Below are 22,655 nucleotides of genomic sequence, written 5' to 3' on the forward strand. Positions count from 1 at the left end.
CCGCAAGGTTCAGAGATGATCACGGAGCGTATCGGCGATCATCTCTTCAAGGCTGCTGGCCTTCACGCCAAGAAGTGTCTCCGCGTCGGAGCTATCAACCAGCAAGGGGCTCTCGAAGAGGTACCGCATCTCGACGAGCTCATGCATGCCAAGGGCTTCCATCTCGGGGACGGAATAGGAGCGTGTCTCTGGGATCTCGTGTCCGAGCATTGCCGCGGTTTTCCGGATAAGCTCGCGGGGCGAGGCGTATTGCGAAGGAACATGAAACGCCCGTCCCCATTCACCCGTGTAGCGGGAGGCCGCAACAAGCGTGCTCGCGACGTCCTTGGTGAAGGCCCAGGCATGAGTTGCGTCGAGGTCCCCAATGAAGGCGGTGGGCTTGCCTTCGATAATGGAAGGCAGCGCGACCAGCGAGAAGTAGCTGATCGCGCCATGTCCGAGATAGTCGCTGGACCGCACTTCGATCGCCGGCACACTGGCGCGGACCGCCCGCTGCCACATGATGGTCCTGGCGGTTCCCTTCTTCGAAGTCGGGTCTAGAGACATGTCGGAGCGAAGCGGACGGTCGGCATTTCCCCCATAACCATAGAGGTTGCCAAGCACGACGAGCTTCGCGCCGACGGCTTCCGCCGCGCGCACGGTGCCGTCGATTATTGGGAAAAAGTCGGTGGGCCACCGATGATATGTGGCCATGGCGCACATGAAAATGGCATCGGCGCCTCGGCAAACGCGTGACAGCTCCGCGGCGTCCGTGGCGTCAGCCCGTATCGTCCGCACATTCGGCAACGCGTTCGAACCGACGCTTCGGCTTGTGAGCACGACATCGTGTCCTTCTTCGCCAAGACGACGAGCCGTCTCGCGCCCAACGGGGCCCGCGCCGACAACAACATAGAAACTCATTGCAACCTCTCTTCCAAGCTTGATGGAGAGGCCTGAGTACGAGTTCACGGCGTTGAAAATCGCGCGGGAATTGCCAAATCTTGGACAGGTTCCGCCATGAATCGAGAGAGCATGCCTTCGCAATTCGAGCCGGCCCGATCCTCGTCCGACGTAGCAATGGTCTCCCGCCGTGTTGAAGCAGGCGTCCATCGCCTGTCCCGGGCGCCACACCATCGCATCATGGTGCATGCAAGCGCGGCAACGCGCTCCTACTGCAACCAGGTTGGGCGATATTTCGTCAGGCGCGCCGGCGATATCGACCTGGTGCCGGCTGGGGAGGAGGGCGGCTTCGAGGCCGAAACCCCGTTCGAGACGATTGAGATCGTCTTGCAGCCGGCTTTGATGGAAAGGGTCGCCGCAGAACTTGGCGGCAGGGTGCGAGCGTCGCGGCTCGACACGCGCCATTTGCTTCGTGACCAGCGCATCGAACATCTTGCCCGAGCGCTGCAGAGCGACCTCAATGCCGGCGCGCCGAGCGGCCCTTTGTTTGCCGACAGCATCGGCGCCGCCCTTGCGGTGAGGCTGCTCGGTCTCGATAGGCCGGACACGGTTCGAGTGAACCGGTTGTCGGATGCGCAGCTCAAGCGGGTTCTGGAACACATAGAGACCGCTCTCCACGAGCCGCTTTCGATTGACCGGCTGAGCCGGGTTGCCGGCGCGAGCAGCTCGCACTTGCGGACGTGGTTCAAGGTGGCGACGGGCGTCACCCTGCATCGCTACGTGCTGCGACGCCGCGTGGAAAGGGCGCGCGTTCTGCTCAAGCAAGGCGATCTGAGCACGAGCGAGGTGGCAGCATTGACGGGCTTCGCGCATCAGTCACATCTGGCGCATTGGATGCGCCGCGAAATCGGCCAGACGCCGCGCGACTTGCGACGGACGATCTCGCCCAAGTGACATTAACGTTTCAATCCTTGAGCGGCTTGCCGAGCCTGCCGGCGAGGTCCTGCGTGAATTGCCAGGCGACGCGGCCGGAACGGCTGCCGCGCGTGGTTGCCCATTCCAGCGCCTCGGCGCGCAGCTGCTCGGGGTCGATCGCCAGATCGTGGTAGCGGACATAGCCGTCGATCATGTCGAGATATTCGTCCTGCGAGCATTTGTGGAAACCGAGCCACAGGCCGAAACGGTCGGAAAGCGAGACCTTTTCCTCGACCGCTTCCGAAGGGTTGATGGCGGTGGAGCGCTCATTGTCGATCATGTCGCGCGGCAGCAGATGCCGCCGGTTGGACGTGGCGTAGAAGATGACGTTGCCGGGCCGGCCCTCGACGCCTCCTTCGAGCGCCGCCTTCAGCGACTTGTACGACGTGTCGTCGTGATCGAAGGAAAGGTCGTCGCAAAACAGGATGAAGCGCCAGGGGGCCGCCTTCAGGAGACCCATCAGCTTGGGCAGTGTGTCGATGTCCTCGCGGTGGATTTCAATCAGCCTCAGCGGCCGCTCGAGCTTGTCGGATGCGTTCACCGTGGCATGCACGGCCTTGACCAGGGACGATTTCCCCATGCCGCGCGCGCCCCACAAAAGCACGTTGTTGGCCGCATAACCGGACGCGAAACGCTCGGTGTTGTCGAGCAGGATGTCGCGCACGCGGTCGACGCCGCGGATCAGGCCGATGTCGACGCGGTTGACCTTGCGCACCGGTTCCAGGAAGCCAGGGTCTGCCTGCCACACGAAGCAGTCGGCAACACCGAGATCGGTCTGAGGAACCGGCGGCGGAGCGAGGCGAGCGACTGCCTCGATCAGGCGATCGAGTTTCTTGTTCAATGCGTCCAGGCTGTCGGTCATATCAGGTCTTTTTGTTTAGGTATTTCAGCGTGTGGGAGCAGCTTCCATGACATCGCTGCAAGAACCAGCTCCAAGCTTTTGTTGGAGCATGATCTTTTCGGTGGCCTCGAAGCCGCTTCCGCTGCGACGCTCTAGCACGCCGCAAACGGCTGGAAAAGCAGCGGATCGGCTTCGCAGCGCAGTTGCATTGGCAAGTTTACCGACTATATTCCGGCCAAATTTCGCGGGGCCGCCGCAGCGGTATTTCACCATCCAGGAGTTTCTTGATGTTCGTTACACCGGCATACGCCCAGGGCGTCGGCGCCTCGCCAGACATGTTGATCTCGATTTTGCCGTTTGTCCTGATTTTCGTGATCATGTATTTTCTGATCATCCGGCCGCAGCGCGCGCAGTTGAAGAAGCGCCAGGAAATGCTGTCGGCGGTGCGCCGCGGCGACACGGTGGTGACCGGCGGCGGCTTCGTCGGCAAGGTGACCAAGGTGATCGACGACAACGAGCTGGAGATCGACCTTGGCGGCGGAACCAAGGTGACGGCGCTGCGCTCCACGATTTCGGACGTGCGCGTCAAGGGCGAGCCGGTGGCGAACCAGAACGCCAAGAAGTAATCCTAACCTCGATGGCGGAACGCTGCCGCTTGTACGCCTGAACGGATAAAACGAATGCTCTATTTCTCGCGCCTGAAGATGATCCTGATCTGGCTCGCGGTGGCCGTCACAGTGATCCTCGCCGCGCCCAACCTTTTCCCGGCAAGCATGCTGGCGCAATTGCCGAGCTGGGTGCCGAAGCGGCAGATGACGCTGGGCCTCGATCTTCAGGGCGGCTCGCACATCCTGCTGCAGATGGATCAGAATGACCTGGTCAAGGATCAGCTGCAGACGACGCGTGACGAGATCAGGACGCTGCTGCGCGACGCCAAGATCCAATATACCGGCCTTGGCGGAACAGGCCGAACCGTGCAGGTGCGCATCAACGATGCGAGCCAGGTCGAAGCCGCCAAGACAGCGCTGAAGCCGATAACCAATCCGGTGACCGCCGGCCTGTTTGCCGGCGGTTCCGTGCAGTCGATGGCGCTGGACGATTCCGAGCCTGGGCTGTTGAAGTTCACCGTCACGGATGCGGGCATCAAATACCGCACCACGACCGCTCTCTCGCAGGCGATCGAGGTGGTGGAGCGACGCGTCAACGCGCTTGGCACGACCGAGCCGATCGTGCAACGGCAGGGCGACGATCGCATCCTTGTCCAGGTGCCCGGGCTCCAGAACCCGCAAAGGCTCAAGGACATTATCGGCCAGACCGCCAAGCTGACGTTCCAGATGGTTGACACATCGGTGCCGGTCCAGGACGCGATGAAGAATCGCCCGCCGGCTGGCGACTCGGTCCTTTATTCGCAGGACGACCCTCCGGTTCCTTACCTCGTCGAGAACCGCGTTATCGTCTCGGGCGAAGACCTGTCGAATGCGACGCCGACGTATAATTCACAGACCAATGAGCCGGTGGTTTCGTTCACCTTCAATTCCCGCGGGGCGACCAGGTTCGGTCAGGCGACCCAACAGAATGTCGGCAAGCCGTTCGCCATCGTGCTCGACAACCAGGTGATTTCGGCACCGGTGATCCGCGAGCCGATCCTTGGCGGCAGTGGCCAGATCTCCGGCAATTTCACGACCGAGAGCGCCAACGACCTCGCCGTCTTGCTGCGCGCCGGCGCCCTGCCGGCCAAATTGACGATCATCGAAGAGCGTACGGTCGGCCCGGGCCTTGGTCAGGACTCCATCCACGCCGGCAAGGTGGCTGGCGTGATCGGCTCAATCCTCGTCGTCGCCTTCATGTTCGTCGCCTATGGGTTCCTCGGTTTCCTGGCCAACATCGCTCTGGCCGTGCACGTGGCAATGATCGTCGGCGCGCTGTCGCTGCTCGGCGCCACGCTGACCTTGCCCGGCATCGCCGGTATCGTGCTCACCATCGGCATGGCGGTGGACTCCAACGTCCTGATCTATGAGCGCATCCGCGAAGAGCGGCGCAACGGCCGTTCGGTGATCCAGGCGATCGACACCGGCTTCTCCAAGGCGCTGGCGACTATCATCGATTCCAACGTCACCTCGCTGATCGCCACCGTGGTGCTGTTCTGGCTGGGCACAGGGCCAGTCAAGGGCTTTGCGATCACCTACGCGATCGGCATTCTGACCACGGTCTTCACGGCCTTCACCTTCACCCGCATGCTGGTGTCGATCTGGCTGCGCCGCGCCCGGCCGAAGGAACTGCCGCGCGCGCCGGTCACCTTCATTCCGCCAGGCACGAAGATCCCGTTCATGGGCATCCGCCGCTGGACCTTCGCTCTCTCCAGCACGTTGTCGATCCTGTCGGTCGTCGGGTTCCTGACACTTGGCATCAACTACGGCATCGACTTCAAAGGCGGCTCGATAATCGAGGTGCAGTCCAAGAAGGGCGATGCCGATCTCGGCGACATCCGCAACAGGCTCTCCGAGCTCAATATCGGCGAGATCCAGGTGCAACAGTTCGGCGCGCCGAACGACGTGCTGATCCGTGTCGGCACGCAGGACGCCGGCGAGAATGCCGAGCAGACCGTCATCGACAAGGTGCGGGGCGAGTTGCAGGACCAATATGATTTCCGCCGCGTCGAAGTGGTGGGACCGACGGTCTCAGGCGAGCTGGCCAAGCAGGGCACGATCGCCATGCTGATCGCGCTGGCGGGCATCCTGCTCTATGTCTGGTTCCGCTTCGAATGGCAGTTCGCCGTCGGCGCCATCGTGGCCACGGTGCACGATGTGGTGATGACGATCGGCTTCTTCGTCTTGACAGGGCTGGAGTTCAACCAGTCGTCGCTGGCGGCCATCCTGACCATCATCGGCTATTCGCTGAACGACACCATCGTGGTCTATGACCGCGTTCGTGAGGATCTGCGAAAATACAAGAAAATGCCGCTGCCGCAGCTCTTGAACAATGCCATCAACGAGACGCTGTCCAGAACCACGCTGACCTCCGTCACCACGTCGCTGGCGCTGTTGGCACTGGTGCTGTTCGGCGGCGAGGTGATCCGCTCCTTCACGCTGGCGATGCTGTTCGGCGTGGTGTTCGGCACCTATTCGTCGATCTTCATCGCCGCGCCGCTGCTGATCCTCTTCAAGCTGAGGCCGCAGGCCTCGGCTGAGGAGCCGGTGAACGGCAAGGCGGTGGCGACCTGACGCCGTTTCGGCATCATGTTCTAGAGCCATGGCCAAAGGCATCATCATCCGCGAGGCGCATTTCCCCGGCAAGGCGTCGATCGAGGCCTATGGCAATGGCGGCTTTCGCTTTGCCGATATGTCGCATCGCGGATCGCTGCTCGTCCTGCCGTCGGGCATCCATGGCTGGGAGCCCGCTGATCCGCTGGCGCTGAAGGCCACGGATTTCGACAAGCTGTTCGCCGAGGCCGGCAAAGTCGAGATCCTGCTGGTCGGGATGGGCAAGGAACTGCGGCCGCTGCCGGCGGCGCTGCGAGCCGCGCTAAAGGAGGCCGGGATCTCGGCGGACCCGATGTCGACGGGAGCGGCGGTGCGGACCTACAATGTGCTGCTCGCCGAAGACCGCGCCGTGGCCGCGGCGCTGATCGCCGTCGATTGAATGGCCGCCGGCACGTCCAAGATCATCAAGAATGGCGACATCGTCATGGGTGCGGTGCGCGCCGTCGACCATGACCGGTATCTGTCGGCGCTTTACGCGCCGGCCGACAAGCGCGACGCGCTGCTCGCGCTCTACGCCTTCAATGCCGAGATCGCCGGCGTGCGCGATCGCATCCATGAGCCGCTGCCGGGCGAGGTCAGGCTGCAATGGTGGCGAGACGTCATTTCGGCCGAAGGGGATGCCGAGACAGGCCACCCGACCGCCGATGCGCTGCGCGCGACGATCGCCGCCTGCCGGTTGCCGAAGGCTGCTTTCGACAACATGCTCGAGACGCGCATCTTCGATCTCTATGACGACCCGATGCCGTCGCGGACCGATCTCGAGGGCTATTGCGGCGAGACGGCCGCGGCGCTGATCCAGCTTGCGGCCATGGTGCTCGATCCCGCCGCGGCGCCCGGCTTTGCCGAACTGGCGGGCAGGGCCGGCTGCGCGCAGGCGATCACCGGCCTGTTGTTGCTTCTGCCGCTCCATCGTCGGCGCGGACAGTGTTTTGTGCCCGCCGACATCCTTTCGGCGGCCGGCACGACGCCGGAAGAGTTCGTCAAAGGCGAAGGCGGGGCAGCCGCCGAGCGCGCGGTTGCGGCGATGATTGCGCTGGCGCGCGAGCATCTCAACGCCTTCGAGAAAGGTGCGCCAGCGCTTCCCGTTGCGCTGCGGCCCGCCTTCCTGCCGCTAGCGCTGACCGATGCCTATCTCGGCAGGATGGAGAAGACGGGCAGGTCGCCGCTCAGTGCGACGGCAACGCTCTCAACCTTGCGCCGGCACTGGCTGCTCTTGCGTCATGCGATGCGGGGCTGGACGCCCCCTTTGACGTAAACGTCAACCGTGCTAGGGATTCCGTCCATGTGGACTCGCGTCGAAGAAATGCGGGCCGCCGGAGGAGCCGTCTTTCCATGAGCCTGCCAGTCCTGGTCGTCCTTGTCGTGTTCGGCATCGCGCTGTCGGTCGCGGCCGTGCATTTCACCGGTGGCACGACGACCGCGACGCTTGCCGGCGCCGATCATGCGCTCGCACGCTTTGCCGAGGATTTTCCCGACGAAAGACCGGGTTCAATACGGCTGACAGCCGACAGCCATGCCGCGTTTCTCGATCTTGGCCCGCAGCGCTGCGGCATCGTCCGGAGCATAGGCGATTGTTTTCTGACGCGCATCGTCACGCCCCACGACATTCTGGCGCTGACCAGGGAAGGCAATGTGGTCTCGCTGCGGCTCAATGATTTCACCTGGAAAGGTGGGCGGTTTGCTTTTGCCGACGAAGCCGGCGCGCTGGCCGTGGCGGCGGCATTGCAAAGCCATGATCGGATCCGGGAGGCGGCGTGATGGACGAGTATAATTTCCCGCAGGTCACCCAGCTTGCGATCCCGTTCTTCGTCGCGGCGATCCTGATCGAGCTCTGGCTGGTGCGCACCAGCCGCGCCAGGGGATCGTTCGAAACGCGCGACACGCTGACCAGCCTGATGATGGGGACCGGCAATGTCGTCGCAGGCTTGCTGCTCGGCGTCGTGTCTTACTGGGCGCTGCTGTGGCTGTGGCAATTCCGCTTCTTCAATCTCGGCCTGTCGATCTGGGTATTCGTCGCCGCCTTCCTGCTCGACGACCTGCGCTACTATATCTATCACCGCATCGCGCACCGGGTGCGATGGGTGTGGGCCGAGCACGTTAACCATCATTCCAGCCAGCACTACAATCTCTCGACGGCGCTGAGACAAAGCTGGACAGGGCTGTTCACCTTCACCTTCATCCTGCAGGCGCCTCTGGTGCTGCTCGGCTTCCATCCTGCGGTGATAGCCTTCGTCTTCGGCTTCAACCTGGTCTGGCAGTTCTGGATCCACACCGAGACGATCGGCAAGATGTGGGGCTGGTTCGAATTCATCTTCAACACGCCTTCGCACCACCGCGTCCACCACGCCACCAATCCGCGCTATCTCGACGCCAATTATGCCGGCACGCTGATCGTCTGGGATCGCATGTTCGGCACCTTCGTCGAGGAATTGGAGGAGGACCGGCCGCGCTACGGCATCGTCAAGAACATCGGCACCTTCAATCCGCTGAAGGTGGCCTTCCACGAATGGATCGGCATGTTCAAGGATGCGCTGGCGCCGGGCCTGACGCTCGGTCAGCGCGTCAACTATCTCATCCAGCCGCCAGGCTGGAGCCATGACGGCTCGCGCGATACGTCCGAGACGCTAAAGGCGGCTTATGTGCGGAGGAATCCGGGAGAAGCGGGCAAGCCGGGGTTGCCGGGCGCAAGGGCGGAGGCGGCGGAGTAATCAACGCCTTAGGATGGATCGCCAGAACCACCGTCGCGCATCAATGTCTCGTAGTCGCGGCCGCCGTAGAAGATGTTGAGTATGAGAACGACATCGCTTTCGACAACATAGGTGATGACCGCGGAATGTTCGAAAGGGACGGTTCGCAGTCCGGGCGCGATGTCATCGCGCGAGCGGCCGCCGCGAGGTGCGTTGCCGATGCTTCGGCAGCGCTCTCTAACCCGATCCATGAAGCCATTGGCGACGTTTTCGCTGCCGCCTTTCTCAAGGATGTAGCTGCCAATCGCTTCGAGATCGGAGATCGCGTTTTCGCTAAGAACGACGACGAGGCGCTGGATCATCATGGCCTTGCGCCAGCTGTGAAATTCGGTTCTTCACCCGGTCGATTGCTTCATCGAGCGGGACGGCGGGTCTCTTGTCCTCGATCGAGGCCTTCACGCGCGCGCGGATCGAGGCCATGCGCTCGGCATGCTCTTGCTCCTCGCGCTGGAAGGCGCGGAGCGCGGCGCGGATAACTTCGCTGGCCGAGCCGTAGGAGCCGTCCTCGACCTTTTCGCGGATCAGGCGCGCCATGGCCGGCGTAACGGTGACGGACAGTTTCTCGGCGGATTCCATGGCTCACCTCACATAGGATTGTGAGTGGGATGATATCCTACTTTATATGGAGCGTCCAAGCCGATATCCAACCCTACTCCGCCGCTTCCGCCCGCGCCGGCAGCCCCAGCCATTGCCGGCAATCTACCAAAGCGCGCGAGGTGATGGCGTGGCGCTTGGCTACGGTCTTGTCCTTGCCGCGCAGGCGCTTGCCTTCGGCCTTCGGCGCTTCCACCGGCGGGAACAGGCCGAAATTGACGTTCATCGGCTGGAAGGAGCGCTTGCCGGGCTCGTCGTCGGAGACGATGTGGCCGCCGGTGATGTGGTTGAGCAGCGCGCCGAATGCGGTGGTCGCAGGCGGCAGCGATAGCGCCTGGCCGAGGCGCTCAGCAGCGGCGAAGCGGCCGGCGAGCAGGCCGATCGCCGCGCTTTCGACATAGCCTTCGCAGCCGGTGATCTGGCCGGCAAAGCGCAGGCCGGGGCGCGATTTCAGCTGCAGCGAAGGATCGAGCAGCGTCGGCGAGTTGATGTAGGTGTTGCGGTGCAGGCCGCCGAGACGCGCAAAGTCCGCGTTTTCAAGCCCGGGGATGGTGCGGAAGATGCGCACCTGCTCGGCATGCTTCAGCTTGGTCTGGAAGCCGACCATGTTGTAGAGCGTGCCCAGCGCATTGTCTTGCCGGAGCTGCACCACCGCATAGGCCTTGACCGACGGATTGTGGACGTTGGTCAGCCCCATCGGCTTCATCGGCCCGTAGCGCAGGGTCTCGACACCGCGCTCGGCCATCACCTCGATCGGCAGGCAGCCGTCGAAATAGGGCGTGCCTTCCCACTCCTTGAACTCGGTCTTTTGGCCATCGAGCAGCGCCTGGACGAAGGCGAGATACTGCTCCTTGTCCATCGGGCAGTTGATGTAGTCCTTGCCGGTGCCGCCTGGACCGACCTTGTCGTAGCGCGACTGGAACCAGGCTGTGTTCATGTCGATCGTGTCGAAATGCACGATCGGCGCAATCGCGTCGAAAAAGGCGAGCGCATCGGCGCCGGTAGCTTCGGCGATCGACTGCGCCAGCGAAGGCGCCGTCAGCGGGCCGGTGGCGATGATCGCCTGGTCCCAATCCTCGGGCGGCAGCCCAGGCACTTCCTCGCGCTGGATGGTGATCAGCGGATGCGCCTCGATCTTCACGGTGACCGCGTGGGAAAAGCCGTCGCGGTCGACGGCCAGCGCGCCGCCGGCCGGCACCTGGTTCGCATCGCCGGCACTCATGACCAGCGAGCCGGCAAGCCGCATTTCGGCGTGCAGCAGCCCGACGGCGTTGTTTTCGGCATCGTCGGAGCGGAAGGAGTTGGAGCAGACCAACTCGGCCAGGCCGTCGGTCTTGTGCGCGTCGGTGCCGCGTACGGGGCGCATTTCATGCAGCACGACCGGAACGCCGGCTTGCGCAATTTGCCATGCGGCTTCGGAGCCGGCGAGGCCGCCGCCGATGACGTGTACGGGATTTTTGCTCATGAGCGCCGGAATAATAGCTTGGGGACGCGATTGCAATTGCCAGCTGACAACGCACGAGGCCGGTGCCTGCGCCAGAAACAACAACACCCGCCGGGGGAGGAGGTCCGGCGGGTGTCGTTTTTGGGGTCGATCCTCGGGAGGAGGTGAAGATCGACCTTCATTCGTCATTGCCGGGGAGGAGGTCGGCTTTGACGAAATTCCTTATCGCCCTTGAGGACGAAAATTCTTTTCGCCTTTGAGAAGGGGCGAAGCCTTCGAAGACGAACTGCGTTCGCTTCGGGAACAACGCCCGCCGGGGGAGGAGGTCCGGCGGGCGCCGTTTTGGTGGTCAACCCTCGGGAGGAGGTGAGGGTTGGCCGTATCCGTCAGGGTCGGGGAGGAGGTCGACCCTGGCGAAATGCCTTGCTTAGATCGCCTTGCGGGCGACCATCTTGATCTCGTCGCGAACGATGCCGAGATCGTGGAGCTGGCGGTTCGAAAGCCGACCCAGCTCAGCAACGGTGTCGCGATAGACGCGCCAGTTACGATAGCTGCGGATCAGGTTCATTGTCTTAACTCTCTTCAAAACTGGTTCGGACCATTTGCGGTCCGAAGCGGATTAGACCGCCTTGCGGGCGACGTAGTGGATGTCGCTGCGGCTGATGCCGAGGTCGGTCAGTTCACGGTTCGACAGGCGGTTCAGCTCGGAGACGGTGTCCCGGTAGCGGCGCCAGTTGCGGTAGTTGCGGATCAGGTTCATGGTAGTTCTCGTTTCGTCTTTACTTCGGATCATTCCGTTTGTGTACGAACAGAAAGTAGGTGGGATCATATCGGTTTAAAAGTGCCGTTGGCGCATGGCAGCAATGCAAATTGTGCAATGCAACATTAACGGCCGTTCACGCCTGCGTCGCAAAGAAGGCCGAATCGGAAAGTGCCGCCGCGTCAACGGTTTGGCTGCCCCGGTTGAGGAAATGACCAGGCTTTGGGGGAAAGCATGGCGAGCTATACGACACGGCTAAGGGCGGATATCGCCCGCTGGCGGGAGAGAGGGCTGATCGATCCCGCCACGGCGGAGGCATTGACGCGCGACGTCGCTGCCAACGAGCGCGCGTCGCTGAGTTTCGGCTCGATCCTGGCGATGATGGCGGCGCTTCTGCTCGGCGCAGCGATCCTGATTTTCGTCGCCGCCAACTGGGAGGCCATTCCGCGTGTCGTTCGTGTGGCGGCGCTTTTCGCCGTCATCCTGGCCGGCTATGTCGGCGGCGCGGTGCTGAAGACGCGCGACCATGCCGCGATCGGCGAGGCGCTGTGGATCGTTGCAGCCGCCGCCTTCGGCGGATCGATCGCGCTGATCGGCCAGATGTACCATCTTTCGGGCGACGAGGCCTCGGCGCTGGTGACATGGTGTGCCGGCACGGCGCTGGCGGCAGTAGCGCTGCGTTCGAACCCGCTGACGGTGGCTGCAGTCGGCATTGCCGATGCCTGGCTGGTCCTCAAGGGGTTCGGCTTCTACTGGCGCGCGGAAATTCCTCATCTCTTCATCGTCATGGCGATGGTCCTGTTCGCCATTTCGTCCTGGACGCGCAGCCGGGCAGCGCGCCACCTCATCGTCCTGTCTGTCATTCTGTATCTGATCTTGCTGGCGACGGATCACGACGCGCTGCCGGTGGCGATGTCGCTGGCCATCGCGTCAGTGCTGCTCTTTGCCGCCTCGGTCTTTGCCGGCGATCCGATCGACAGGATCCTGCAGCTGGGCGGCCGGCTGTCCTTGCACGCCTTGCTCGGCTTCCTGACCGGCATGGCGATGATCCAGTTCGAGCTGGCGGATGAAAGCACCTATAACAGCGGTTTCGCCCTCGCCTCGATCATAGCGCTTGCCGGCATCGTGGTGGCGATCATGTTGGCCGGCCGCGAGAGCAGGGGCCTGCGCTGGCTGGCCTATGCCGGCTTCGCCTTCGAACTCGCAATTATCTATAGCGTCACCTTGCTTTCGATGCTGGATACGGCCGGCTTCTTCCTGGCGGCTGCCGTGCTGCTCGGCGTACTGGCGCTGATCATCATCCGTATCGAGAAGCGCATGAGAGCGCCCGCCGAGACAGGAGCAGCAGCATGACCGGCAAGAAGCTCATCATCTCGGCGTTGGTGCTGGCGCTCGTCCAGATCGGCTTTCTCAGCTGGATCATAGCCGGCCGGGCCGCGATCCTGCGCAACGGCAAGGAAGTCCTCTTGAAAGTCCAACCCGTCGATCCGCGCGACCTCCTGCGAGGTGACTATATCTCGCTCAACAACAACATTTCGCGCATCCCGGTGAAGCTGATCGTCAACCTTCCGCAAGGCAAGTTCTCCAGCGACGACACAGCGATCGTGGTGCGGCTGAAGAAGGGCTCCGACGGCTATTGGCAGCCGACCGCGGCGTGGTTCGGCAAAGCGCCGGTCCCGGCCGGCGCGGACGAAGCAGACATTGCCGGCCATGTCGGGGGAGGCTGGGGCCTCAGCGATCCGGAAGCGACGATCGCGCCCGACTACGGGATCGACCGCTTCTATCTGCCGGAAGGCGAAGGAATGGCGATCCAGGACGACATGCGCGTGCGGCCGTTCGGCATCAAGCTCGCGCTCGCCTCCGACGGCACGGCACAGATCAAGGCGCTGATGGACGGCGACAAGACGCTGTTCGAGGAGCCGCTTTATTGAGCGTATAGGTGCTTGACGTCTGTGTCCGCGCTAACGGTGGTCCCGCTTATCGCTGGACACTCCCTGTCTCTGCGATAATTTTGGGATAGGGACCGATCGAAATCGTGTAGCTAAAGTTTGCCACGCCTTTTTCCTGCTTGTGTATCGAGGGACTGCGCACAACCCAGTCGTAGACGCCCGAGACCATGCAGCGATCGTTGGTGCAGTTGACCACGATGCTGTCATTGCGGACGCTATATCCGCGTTCAGGCCATCGCCGGTAATAGTTTCTCTTGTCCTGAATGATCGACCTCAACTTCGTCAGCTTGCCATAATAATCGACCTTGGGAGCGTAGGATGCCTGAACTTGGGCAAGAGCGAAATCGTCGTTGTCGCCATGATGCTCGATGAGATCCCTGACGAAGGCGACCGCAATGCTTTCCGGCAGTTGCCTGGCGTCGAGTGCAGGAGCGGACACGGGCGCAGGATTTGGCCTCGTTAACACCTGTGAAATATCTGCCGGCGATTGGTTCGCTGCGGCATTGGTCACATGCAAGTCAGCCATTTCGCTGGCCGATAGATATCTTATGTCATGCTTGCCATAGCTCGAAGCCAATTCTATCAGCTTGGGGTCCACTCCCATCTCGACCACATAAGACGTGATTGCAGCCGTTCCGAGCTGGACGCGGGCCTTCGCTTCTTCGGTGGACATCCCGTCAGCCGGTTTGAGAAACGCCCGGTGAATGCCGATGGAACTTGGTTCGGCAACACGGTGGATGCCACCCAGGAAGGCCAGTGAGCAGGCTGAAGCGCACTGCAATTGGCCAACCTGAAGCGTATCCAACCCTGCTGCGCGGATCATACGCCCCAACCGAATAGCACCGCCGACATTGCCACCAGGGGAGTTGAATACAATCACCTTGGCCCCGCTGCTCGCAACCGCGCGGCTGAAGCCGTTCAAGGACTCATTGGCGCTAAACTCACCGGAGACAATGAGCATTGGCAGCTGACCCGGAAGAGAAGCCGGAGTGTACTCCAAAGCCTCAACCTGAGACGCCGCCGCGAGAGCTGACCCAAGCCCCAGAACTAGAGAAGTTACACGCACAATCTGACAGAGCCCCGACCCGCCTGTTGCAAGTAAGAACCTGTTAAAGGGCTATTTCAAGTGCATCGGATGCGCAAAGCGGGATGGTCTCCGAGAGCGTGAGGGCCTTGCTTGCGCCGCCAGGAGATAGCTGCGGTCCTCCTTCGCCAAGACTTCGGAGACACCTTCGGCTCTTCGAGCCTCAGGTGGTGGTCCTGCCGTCCGAAGCTCAAAGAGCGAAGATGGTGCGGATGAAGGGACTCGAACCCCCACGCCTTTCGGCACTGGAACCTAAATCCAGGGCGTCTACCAATTCCGCCACATCCGCTTTCCCCGGCAATCCCATGTAGCCATCATTCTGTCAATGTCGAGGCTCAAGTCATGCTTATCCGGCTAAAGCGCGTCATGTCGAAACGGCTCGGGTGACGCGCTTCAGGCCTAGTCTTGATGCATGCCGTTCTCCCAAAACCGCTGCGCACTTTTGGGCGGCATGCATTGGAGCGAAGATAGTTGAAAATTAGCCTAGCCTGTGACAAAAGGCGTGTCGAATGTGACGGAAAGTGAGTTTCCGCTTCTGCAAGATGTCAAAAGTCGTAGGAAAAACAAAGACTTATTCGCATCCGGCAAGGCGCAGTTCAGGAGAATTTGAGCCGCATTCGCGGTCAAATCGCCAGGTTCCGTCCCAAAAGCCATTTCCGGCAAGATCATACCGGCAGGCTGTAAACGGCTAAAACCGTTCGGCAGTCTCATTGTTGAAAACAAAGGTTCTAGGATGCAGGTCACCGAAACGCTCAACTCCGGTCTCAAGCGCGAGATCAAGATCACCGTGCCGGCCGGTGACATGGAAGCCAAGCTGATGGCGCGGCTGACCGATGCCCGCGGCAAGGTGCGCATCAACGGCTTCCGCCCGGGCAAAGTGCCGGTGCAGCACCTGCGCAAGGTGTACGGCAAGTCGTTCATGGCCGAGGTCGTCAACGAGATCCTTAATGACTCGACCCGTTCGATCATCTCGGGGCGCGGCGAAAAAGCCGCCATGCAGCCCGAAGTGATCATGACCGAGGACGAGAAGGAGGCCGAGAAGATCCTGGCCGGCGGCGCCGATTTCGAATTCAGCCTCAATTACGAAGTCATCCCGCCGATCGAGATCAAGGATTTCTCCGACATCAAGGTGACGCGCCAGGTCTATGACGTGCCGGACGCGGAAGTCGAGGATCAGGTCAAACGCGTCGCTGAATCGGCGCGCAGCTACGAGCCGAAGACCGGCGAGGCCGCCGAGGGCGACCGTGTGACCATCGACTATGTCGGCAAGATCGGCGGCGAGGCCTTCGCCGGCGGCGCCGGCACCGACCAGCCGCTGGTGCTCGGCTCCAAAGAGTTCATCCCGGGCTTCGAGGAGCAGCTGATCGGAACGAAGGCCGGCGACGAGAAGCAGGTCACCGTCACTTTCCCCGAAAACTACCAGGCGGCGCATCTGGCCGGCAAGGAAGCCACCTTCGACGTCACCGTCAAGGAAGTGTCGGCGCCCGGCGCGCTCGAGATCAATGACGAGACGGCCAAGAATCTCGGCCTGGAGTCGCTCGAGCGCCTGCGCGAGATCGTGCGCGGCCAGATCGAGAACCAGTTCGGCTCCATGACCCGCCAGAAGGTGAAGCGCCAGTTGCTCGACCAGCTCGACGCATCCTACTCCTTCGAGGCGCCGTCGAAGCTCGTCGAGGCCGAGTTCAACAACATCTGGGGCCAGGTCAACCGCGACCTGGAAGCCGCCGGCCGCACTTTCGCCGACGAAGAGACGACGGAAGAAGAAGCGCGTGCCGAATATATGCGCCTTGCCGAGCGCCGCGTGCGCCTCGGTCTGGTCCTGGCCGAGATCGGCGAGAAGGCCGGCGTCACCGTGTCGGACGAGGAACTGCAGCGCGGCCTGTTCGAGCAGGTGCGCCGCTTCCCGGCCAACCAGCAGCAGGAAGCCTTCGAGTATTATCGCAGCAACCCGGAAGCCATCAACGCGCTGCGCGCGCCGATGTTCGAGGAGAAGGTGGTCGACTATCTGCTTGGCCAGATCTCGGTCAACGACGTCAAGGTCGGCAAGGACGAGCTGATGGCCGACGACGAAGAGGCCGAAACCGCGACTAAGGCGAAGCCGGCCAAGAAGGCTTCCTCGAAGAAGGCCGAAGCCAAGGCAAGCGACGCAAAGGCTGGCGAAGCAAAGGCAGGCGAAGCCACCGACGAGGCGGAAGAGCCGAAGAAGAAGGCCGCGCCAAAGAAAAAAGCCGCCAAGGAAGCCGAGTAATAGGTTTCAACACCGCGATTTGGAAAGGCCGCCTCCGGGCGGCCTTTTTCATTAGGAGCTACTTTATTGTGGCGGCGCGGCAACACAGACAACTTGTCTTGAAGGCCTGCCGCTGGCGATACCAACGGTTGAACATTATCTGCGCTTCATCGCATTCGCGGGTGTTTGGAGGCATTGGTGAGGCTGGGATTCACGATGAGAGACGTGGTCGTCGCCGCGGCGCTCATGTTTGCTGCAGCCGCCGGTGTCGCCCGGGCCGAGCCGGCTCTCGGCAACTGGAGCGTTGGCGCCGGCAATGATGGTCAGATCACGGCGTCGCTCCACGCCAGCAACAAGCTGATCACCGGCGGCGGAGCGTTGGGCTACAGCCCTGTGCTGATATTGGCTTGCCGGCGCGACGGCGAACCACGCTGGAGCGAGTGGCTCCAGCTCAACGATGCTGTCTCCGCCAGCCGCAAGATCACCATCTCCGTCGCGGTCGACGGCGGCGGCAAAACCGATGAAAGCTGGTCGGTCGGCCCGCGCGGCAGAACACTGGTCAGGGATGGAGACGACGGCATCAAGCGTCTGGCTTCAGCGAACCGGCTGACGCTGTCGTGGCGCTTCGGCCTTTTGTCGGGACGCGGCGAGGCCGATTTCGAGCTTGCGGGCCTTTCGGACGTGATCGGGCAGATCGCGGCAAGCTGCAAGACCGACCCGCCCTGATCGTCGCCGTTCAGAAGGCTTGGACCGCTTTTTGGGCAGTTAGTCCTCGGCGCATGGCCTAAGCCTTCGCAGGCCGGCAATTTTTGCCCATTGGTTCGATTCTGTGGTATGTAGGTGCCGCAATTCCACTGAAGAGACGCGGTCGCCCGCCATGCGGGATACGCCAGCGTGGCGCAGGCCGTCCGACGTAAATGACGATCAGGGAGGAAGTGCCATGCGCGTAACCGCGCTTTTCATCGTCTTGTCAGCTACGACCTTCTTTGCAAGTCCGTCGCAGGCGCAAGACGCCGCCGCAGGCGAGAAGGTGTTCACCAAGTGCAAGGTCTGCCACATTGTCGACCAGGACCAGAATAAGGTCGGCCCGTCTCTGCACGGCGTCATCGGGCGCACCGCGGGCACGCATCCCGGTTTCACCTATTCCACGGCCATGATCGAGGCCGGAAAATCCGGCATCAAATGGGACGAGCCTACGCTGACAAAATATCTTCACGACCCCAAGGCGATGGTCAAAGGGACGAAGATGGCGTTTCCCGGCCTCAAGAACGATCAGGACATAGCCAACGTCATCGCCTACCTGAAGCAGTTTTCCAAATAAACACCGCCGTCCAGACTCTTTTGATGGTCGCCTGCTTATCCGGAAGGAAGACGCCGGCAGTTGCGCAGATGAATATCGCGCCCAGCACCGTCACGCCGGGAGCGCAAAAAAACCCAATAGCAGCAGAATAGCTATGCCAAGGCCGAGTATGAGAAGCGTCCGCGTGTCCATGACGTTCACCTTCGCATCTTGAGAATCCCGAAAAAGCAGCCCTGGACGACTGGCGGTCGTGCTCCTCGACCCTGGCATGTTTGCCGCAAGGTCGTAGAGCCGCCGGCTGCCCCAGACCGTCGAAGCAATCAGGCCCTGCCGTGACGCAGCGGCGGGAGCCTCGGTGCGTCAGAAGGCCGGATAGCTGAACCGCGCCTGGCGCGCGTCCGTCGTCAGGTTGCGGAAATCCTTGCCGCTGACATGCACAAGCGTCTTGTGGTCGCCGCCCTCGAAATAGATATCGGCGGCATCACGCAGGCTTTCGTCCAGAATGACCGGCACATCATAAGCCGCACCGATCGGCGGTATGGCGCCGACGTCGCAATCGTCAAAGAGCGATACCACTTCGTCTTCGGAAGCGAGGCCGAGGCGTTTGTCCATGACGTCCTGCAGCTTGCCGAGTTCGATTCTGTGGGTGCTTGGCACCACGGCTAGCGCATAACCGAGTTCGTGGTGAACGACCACGGACTTCGCCATGATGCTGCCGGGCACGTGCGCGGCAATGGCGGCCTGCCTGCTGGTGGCAGTTCGATGATGCCCCACGGTATCGTAGGAGATGCCCTTGCGGTCGATAAAGTTTCTCAGTCTGTTCGCTATCGTCATTGTCCGCGTCCTTTGCTTGAGTTCACGGCGCATACGCCAAACCAAAATGGGCCGGCGGCCTGTTGTTTCAAGGCATCGGAACCGGCCGTCCCCGGCCCGTCATGCTGCGGCTGGACCCCGCATCGGGTGTCAGGGGCCAGGCCCGAAAAACGCGATACGAGTCAGCAGCGTATAGTCGGCCTCGAAGACCATCATCGCCACGAAAACCAGCACCAGTATCGGGGGCAGGATGATTGCATACATCATCGCCAGCCGCTCCCAGGCCATGTGCATGAAGACGGCGACGATCAGTCCTGCCTTGAGCATCATGAAGATCAGGATCAGCGACCACCTGAGATAGCCGTGGAGGCCGAAATAGTCGACCAGATAGGAGCAGGTGCTGAGAATGAACAACCACGCCCAGACGACCAGATAGAGCTTGATCGGGTGCTCCTGATGCGTCTCCGCCTTGGCGACGATCGCCGCATCATGGGCGGGATGCAGTGCGTGTTGTCCGAGACCGTTTGCGGTTGCTTCAGCCATGTCTTCCTCTCAACAGAACCTGCCTCTCACCACAGATAGAAGAAGGCGAAAATGAACACCCAGACCAGGTCGACGAAGTGCCAATAGAGCCCCATGATCTCGACGTTCTCGTAGCGGCCCCTGCGGCTGGTGAAAAAGCCGGGCCGGCCGGTGTCGAAGTCACCACGCCAGACTTTTCTCGCCACGATGATCAGGAAGATCACCCCGATCGTGACGTGCGTGCCGTGGAAGCCGGTGATCATGAAAAAGCACGAGCCGAATTGCGCGGCTCCCCAGGGATTGCCCCACGGCCGGACCCCTTCGGTGATCAGCTTGGTCCATTCGAAGGCCTGCATGCCGACGAAGGTCGCGCCGAGCGCGGCGGTCAAAAGCATCAGGATCGCGGTTTTGCGCCGATCGCGGCGATAGCCGAAATTGACCGCCATGGCCATGGTTCCGCTGCTCGAGATGAGAACGAATGTCATGATGGCGATCAGGATCAGCGGGATCTCCGAGCCGCCGATGCGCAAGGCGAAGACCTCGCTTGGATTCGGCCACGGCACGCGCGTGGAGATCCGCGCCGTCATATAGGAAAGCAGGAAGCAACCGAAAATGAAGGTGTCGCTGAGCAGGAAGATCCACATCATGGCCTTGCCCCAAGACACGTTCTTGAACGCGCGCTGATCCGAGGCCCAGTCGGCGGCGATCCCGCGCAAGCCCTGGGGGCGATCCATCTGGCTGGTATGCGTCAGTGTGGTCTCGGCCATCGCCAGTCTCCTAGGTCAGCAGCCGTTGGCAAATGCTCACGAACGTCGCCGCCCAACCGGCCAGGACGGCGAAGATGCACAGCCAGACGAAAAGCAGGAAATGCCAATACATGGCGCACAGCTCGACGCTGAGGCGCAGCCGCTCCCGCCGCGTTCCGTTCCAGGCGCCGGCGCTCGTCCTGCCAAGGCCGACCAGCCCGCCCAGTATGTGCAGGCCATGCATCGCCGTGATCAGATAGAAGAAGCTGTTGGCCGGGTTGGAGGCCAACAGGTAGCCGTCCTCGGTCAGCTGCCGCCATGCAATCAACTGGCCGGCGAGGAAGGCGAGGGCGGTCAACCCCGCCGTTGCAAGACCGAGCCTTACCATGTCCACCTGGCCTCTGCGCGCGGCGACCACCGCACATTGCAGCGCGACGCTGCTCAGCGCCAGCACGCCGGTGTTGAGCCAAAGCAGGCGCGGCAGCGGCAGCGGCCGCCAGTCCGACAGGCCCATGCGCATGAAATAGGCGCTGGTGAACAGCGAAAACAGGCAGCCGACGACGGCGAGGAAGACGCCGAGGCCGATCTTGGCGGTGGGCAGGGAAGACCGGTCGAAGCCGACGACGTCCCCGGCCACGCCTTGCTCCAGCCACGGCTTGGCTGTCAACCGCTGGTGCGAAAGCCACCAACCGGCAAAGCCGGCGATCACCAACATGAAGACCAGGATGACGCTCATGCCGGCTCCCTGGAGGGGCCGAAGGAGCCCGGCACGTTCTGCGGGATGAAGTCCTCCTTGGCGCCCGGCACGCTGTAGTCGTAGGCCCAACGATAGACGATCGGCAGTTCCTTGCCGAAATTGCCGTGCGCCGGCGGCGTCTCAGGCGTTTGCCATTCGAGCGTCGTTGCCCGCCACGGATTGCCGCCGGCCTCACGGCCATGGCGAATGCTCCAGATCAGGTTGAACAGGAACACCATCTGGGCGAAGCCGACGATGAAGGCCATGATACTGATGAACGAGTTCAGATGGTGGGCCGATTCCGTCATGATATTCATGTCGGTGAGTTCGGCGTAGCGCCGCGGAACCCCCATCAGGCCGAGATAGTGCATGGGGAAGAAGATCAGGTAGGCGCCGAGGAAGGTGATCCAGAAATGGAAGCGGCCGAGTGTCTCGTCCAGCATCCGTCCGGTGACCTTCGGATACCAGTGATAGATCGCGCCGAAGATCACCAGGATCGGCGCGACGCCCATGACCATGTGGAAATGTGCGACGACGAACATCGTGTCCGACAGCGGCACGTCGACGACGACGTTGCCGAGGAACAAGCCCGTCAGGCCGCCATTGACGAAGGTGACGATGAAGGCGAGCGCGAACAGCATCGGTATGGTGAGATGGATGTCGCCGCGCCACAACGTCAGCACCCAGTTATAGACCTTGATCGCGGTCGGCACCGCAATGATCAACGTCGTGGTGGCAAAGAAGAAGCCGAAATAAGGATTCATGCCGCTGACATACATGTGGTGCGCCCAGACCACGAAGCTCAGCGCGCCGATGGCGATGATGGCCCAGACCATCATGCGATAGCCGAAGATGTTCTTGCGCGCATGTGTGCTGATCAGGTCGGACACGATGCCGAAGGCCGGCAGCGCCACGATGTAGACTTCCGGGTGGCCGAAGAACCAGAACAGATGCTGGAACAGGATCGGGCTGCCGCCATTATGCTGAAGTTGCTCGCCCATCTCGACGATTGCCGGCATGAAGAAGGAAGTGCCGAGCAGACGGTCGAGCAGCATCATCACACAAGCAACGAACAGTGCCGGGAAGGCCAGAAGCGCCATGACCGTGGCGGTGAAGATGCCCCAGACGGTGAGCGGCAGGCGCATCAAGGTCATGCCGCGGGTGCGGCCTTGCAGCACCGTCACCACATAGTTCAGGCCACCCATGGTAAAGCCGATGATGAACAGGATGAGCGAAGAGAGCATCAGGATGATGCCCCAGTCCTGACCGCCCGGCGTGCCGGTCATGATCGCCTGCGGCGGGTAGAGCGTCCAGCCGGCGCCTGTCGGCCCGCCCGGCGCGAAGAAGCTCGACACCAGGACCAGCACGGCGAGCAGATAGACCCAATAGCTCAGCATGTTGACATAGGGAAAGACCATGTCGCGGGCGCCGACCATCAGCGGAATGAGGTAATTGCCGAAGCCGCCAAGGAAGAGCGCGGTGAGCAAATAGATCACCATGATCATGCCGTGCATGGTGATGAACTGATAGTAGGCCTCCGGAGTGATGAAATCGAACGTGCCGGGGAAGCCGAGCTGCAGGCGCATCAGCCAGGACAGCATCAGCGCGACGAGGCCTATAGCCATGGCCGTCGCCGAATACTGGACTGCTATGACCTTGGCGTCCTGTGAAAAGACGTATTTCGTCCACCAGCTGTGCGGATGGTAGAGTTCCATCTCCGCGACTTCGGCGGGTGGAACGGCATCTGCGGGTGTGACGTCGACCATGGGAGCACCTCC

At 62.0% G+C, this 22,655-nt stretch carries 25 protein-coding genes and 1 tRNA gene; 12 read left to right on the forward strand and 14 right to left on the reverse strand.

What is annotated here, in order from left to right:
- Positions 1–9: 9 nt before the first annotated feature.
- Complete coding sequence (locus CK219_RS01640) at positions 10–900, reverse strand: NAD-dependent epimerase/dehydratase family protein (protein WP_095765569.1); 891 nt, start codon at positions 898–900, stop codon at positions 10–12.
- A gap of 111 nt (positions 901–1,011) precedes the next feature.
- Between CK219_RS01640 and CK219_RS01645 the strand changes: the two genes are divergently transcribed.
- Positions 1,012–1,833 carry an AraC family transcriptional regulator gene (locus CK219_RS01645; protein WP_095765570.1) on the forward strand — a complete coding sequence of 274 codons (822 nt, stop codon included), beginning with the start codon at positions 1,012–1,014 and terminating at the stop codon, positions 1,831–1,833.
- Positions 1,834–1,843: 10 nt separating this feature from the next.
- Here the strand turns inward: CK219_RS01645 and CK219_RS01650 are convergent, their stop codons facing one another.
- Positions 1,844–2,716 carry an ATP-binding protein gene (locus tag CK219_RS01650; protein WP_095765023.1) on the reverse strand — a complete coding sequence of 291 codons (873 nt, stop codon included), beginning with the start codon at positions 2,714–2,716 and terminating at the stop codon, positions 1,844–1,846.
- 266 nt (positions 2,717–2,982) lie between these two features.
- On the opposite strand from CK219_RS01650, the gene yajC reads away from it, so the two are divergent.
- The 6 genes from yajC (at position 2,983) to CK219_RS01680 (ending at position 8,663) form a co-directional block, all read left to right on the forward strand.
- A complete protein-coding gene (yajC, locus tag CK219_RS01655) occupies positions 2,983–3,321 on the forward strand; it encodes a preprotein translocase subunit YajC (RefSeq protein ID WP_095765024.1) in 339 nt (112 codons plus the stop codon).
- Positions 3,322–3,375: 54 nt separating this feature from the next.
- Entirely contained in the window at positions 3,376–5,916 is a 2,541-nt protein-coding gene (gene secDF / locus CK219_RS01660; RefSeq protein WP_095765025.1) for a protein translocase subunit SecDF, read from the forward strand.
- A 28-nt stretch (positions 5,917–5,944) separates the two neighbouring features.
- A complete protein-coding gene (locus CK219_RS01665) occupies positions 5,945–6,334 on the forward strand; it encodes an Mth938-like domain-containing protein (RefSeq protein WP_095765026.1) in 390 nt (129 codons plus the stop codon).
- A 45-nt stretch (positions 6,335–6,379) separates the two neighbouring features.
- The gene (locus tag CK219_RS01670) at positions 6,380–7,210 is read left to right on the forward strand and encodes a phytoene/squalene synthase family protein (protein ID WP_095765571.1); all 831 of its coding nucleotides are present in this window, start codon (positions 6,380–6,382) and stop codon (positions 7,208–7,210) included.
- A 77-nt stretch (positions 7,211–7,287) separates the two neighbouring features.
- Positions 7,288–7,713 (forward strand): hypothetical protein, encoded by a 426-nt coding sequence (locus CK219_RS01675; protein WP_095765027.1) that lies wholly within the window; start codon positions 7,288–7,290, stop codon positions 7,711–7,713.
- Positions 7,713–8,663, forward strand: coding sequence for a sterol desaturase family protein (locus CK219_RS01680; RefSeq protein ID WP_176476903.1), 951 nt, complete (start codon positions 7,713–7,715; stop codon positions 8,661–8,663). The genes CK219_RS01675 and CK219_RS01680 overlap by 1 nt, the downstream gene beginning before the upstream one ends.
- Before the next feature lie 8 nt (positions 8,664–8,671).
- Here CK219_RS01680 and CK219_RS01685 read toward each other — a convergent pair whose 3' ends face one another.
- The 5 genes from CK219_RS01685 to CK219_RS01705 form a co-directional block, all read right to left on the reverse strand.
- Positions 8,672–9,004: a type II toxin-antitoxin system RelE/ParE family toxin gene (locus CK219_RS01685; protein ID WP_095765572.1), complete on the reverse strand. Its 333-nt coding sequence runs from the start codon at positions 9,002–9,004 to the stop codon at positions 8,672–8,674.
- Positions 8,976–9,278 (reverse strand): type II toxin-antitoxin system ParD family antitoxin, encoded by a 303-nt coding sequence (locus CK219_RS01690; protein WP_095765029.1) that lies wholly within the window; start codon positions 9,276–9,278, stop codon positions 8,976–8,978. The genes CK219_RS01685 and CK219_RS01690 overlap by 29 nt, the downstream gene beginning before the upstream one ends.
- Positions 9,279–9,351: 73 nt before the next feature.
- Positions 9,352–10,761, reverse strand: a complete 1,410-nt coding sequence (trmFO, locus tag CK219_RS01695) for a methylenetetrahydrofolate--tRNA-(uracil(54)-C(5))-methyltransferase (FADH(2)-oxidizing) TrmFO (RefSeq protein ID WP_095765030.1) — start codon at positions 10,759–10,761, stop codon at positions 9,352–9,354.
- A 406-nt stretch (positions 10,762–11,167) separates the two neighbouring features.
- On the reverse strand, positions 11,168–11,308 hold the full coding sequence (locus CK219_RS01700) for a DUF1127 domain-containing protein (protein ID WP_071031998.1): 141 nt from the start codon (positions 11,306–11,308) through the stop codon (positions 11,168–11,170).
- 51 nt (positions 11,309–11,359) lie between these two features.
- Positions 11,360–11,500 carry a DUF1127 domain-containing protein gene (locus tag CK219_RS01705; RefSeq protein WP_095765031.1) on the reverse strand — a complete coding sequence of 47 codons (141 nt, stop codon included), beginning with the start codon at positions 11,498–11,500 and terminating at the stop codon, positions 11,360–11,362.
- Between the two features lie 234 nt (positions 11,501–11,734).
- Between CK219_RS01705 and CK219_RS01710 the strand changes: the two genes are divergently transcribed.
- Together CK219_RS01710 and CK219_RS01715 are read left to right on the forward strand one after the other, a co-directional pair.
- The gene (locus tag CK219_RS01710; RefSeq protein ID WP_095765032.1) at positions 11,735–12,853 is read left to right on the forward strand and encodes a DUF2157 domain-containing protein; all 1,119 of its coding nucleotides are present in this window, start codon (positions 11,735–11,737) and stop codon (positions 12,851–12,853) included.
- Positions 12,850–13,431 (forward strand): GDYXXLXY domain-containing protein, encoded by a 582-nt coding sequence (locus tag CK219_RS01715; RefSeq protein ID WP_095765033.1) that lies wholly within the window; start codon positions 12,850–12,852, stop codon positions 13,429–13,431. The genes CK219_RS01710 and CK219_RS01715 overlap by 4 nt, the downstream gene beginning before the upstream one ends.
- Positions 13,432–13,477: 46 nt before the next feature.
- Here the strand turns inward: CK219_RS01715 and CK219_RS01720 are convergent, their stop codons facing one another.
- Together CK219_RS01720 and CK219_RS01725 are read right to left on the reverse strand one after the other, a co-directional pair.
- A complete protein-coding gene (locus CK219_RS01720) occupies positions 13,478–14,410 on the reverse strand; it encodes a hypothetical protein (protein ID WP_095765034.1) in 933 nt (310 codons plus the stop codon).
- A 327-nt stretch (positions 14,411–14,737) separates the two neighbouring features.
- Positions 14,738–14,822: transfer RNA gene (locus tag CK219_RS01725), tRNA-Leu, on the reverse strand.
- Between the two features lie 444 nt (positions 14,823–15,266).
- On the opposite strand from CK219_RS01725, the gene tig reads away from it, so the two are divergent.
- The 3 genes from tig to CK219_RS01740 all read left to right on the forward strand — a co-directional run bounded on the left by tig (position 15,267) and on the right by CK219_RS01740 (position 18,081).
- Positions 15,267–16,781 carry a trigger factor gene (gene tig, locus CK219_RS01730; RefSeq protein ID WP_095765035.1) on the forward strand — a complete coding sequence of 505 codons (1,515 nt, stop codon included), beginning with the start codon at positions 15,267–15,269 and terminating at the stop codon, positions 16,779–16,781.
- 177 nt (positions 16,782–16,958) lie between these two features.
- Positions 16,959–17,486, forward strand: a complete 528-nt coding sequence (locus CK219_RS01735; protein ID WP_348628325.1) for a hypothetical protein — start codon at positions 16,959–16,961, stop codon at positions 17,484–17,486.
- 214 nt (positions 17,487–17,700) lie between these two features.
- Positions 17,701–18,081, forward strand: coding sequence for a cytochrome c family protein (locus CK219_RS01740; protein ID WP_095765037.1), 381 nt, complete (start codon positions 17,701–17,703; stop codon positions 18,079–18,081).
- A 339-nt stretch (positions 18,082–18,420) separates the two neighbouring features.
- Here CK219_RS01740 and CK219_RS01745 read toward each other — a convergent pair whose 3' ends face one another.
- The 5 genes from CK219_RS01745 to ctaD all read right to left on the reverse strand — a co-directional run bounded on the left by CK219_RS01745 (position 18,421) and on the right by ctaD (position 22,643).
- Positions 18,421–18,894, reverse strand: a complete 474-nt coding sequence (locus CK219_RS01745) for an aminoacyl-tRNA deacylase (RefSeq protein ID WP_095765573.1) — start codon at positions 18,892–18,894, stop codon at positions 18,421–18,423.
- Between the two features lie 129 nt (positions 18,895–19,023).
- Positions 19,024–19,416, reverse strand: coding sequence for a cytochrome C oxidase subunit IV family protein (locus tag CK219_RS01750; protein ID WP_095765038.1), 393 nt, complete (start codon positions 19,414–19,416; stop codon positions 19,024–19,026).
- Between the two features lie 26 nt (positions 19,417–19,442).
- A complete protein-coding gene (locus tag CK219_RS01755) occupies positions 19,443–20,162 on the reverse strand; it encodes a heme-copper oxidase subunit III family protein (RefSeq protein ID WP_095765039.1) in 720 nt (239 codons plus the stop codon).
- Between the two features lie 10 nt (positions 20,163–20,172).
- Positions 20,173–20,877, reverse strand: a complete 705-nt coding sequence (locus tag CK219_RS01760; RefSeq protein WP_095765040.1) for a cytochrome c oxidase subunit 3 — start codon at positions 20,875–20,877, stop codon at positions 20,173–20,175.
- Positions 20,874–22,643 carry a cytochrome c oxidase subunit I gene (ctaD, locus tag CK219_RS01765; RefSeq protein WP_095765041.1) on the reverse strand — a complete coding sequence of 590 codons (1,770 nt, stop codon included), beginning with the start codon at positions 22,641–22,643 and terminating at the stop codon, positions 20,874–20,876. The genes CK219_RS01760 and ctaD overlap by 4 nt, the downstream gene beginning before the upstream one ends.
- Positions 22,644–22,655 lie beyond the last annotated feature (12 nt).

It is taken from the genome of Mesorhizobium sp. WSM4313 (genome assembly GCF_002294725.1).
Classification (GTDB): domain Bacteria; phylum Pseudomonadota; class Alphaproteobacteria; order Rhizobiales; family Rhizobiaceae; genus Mesorhizobium.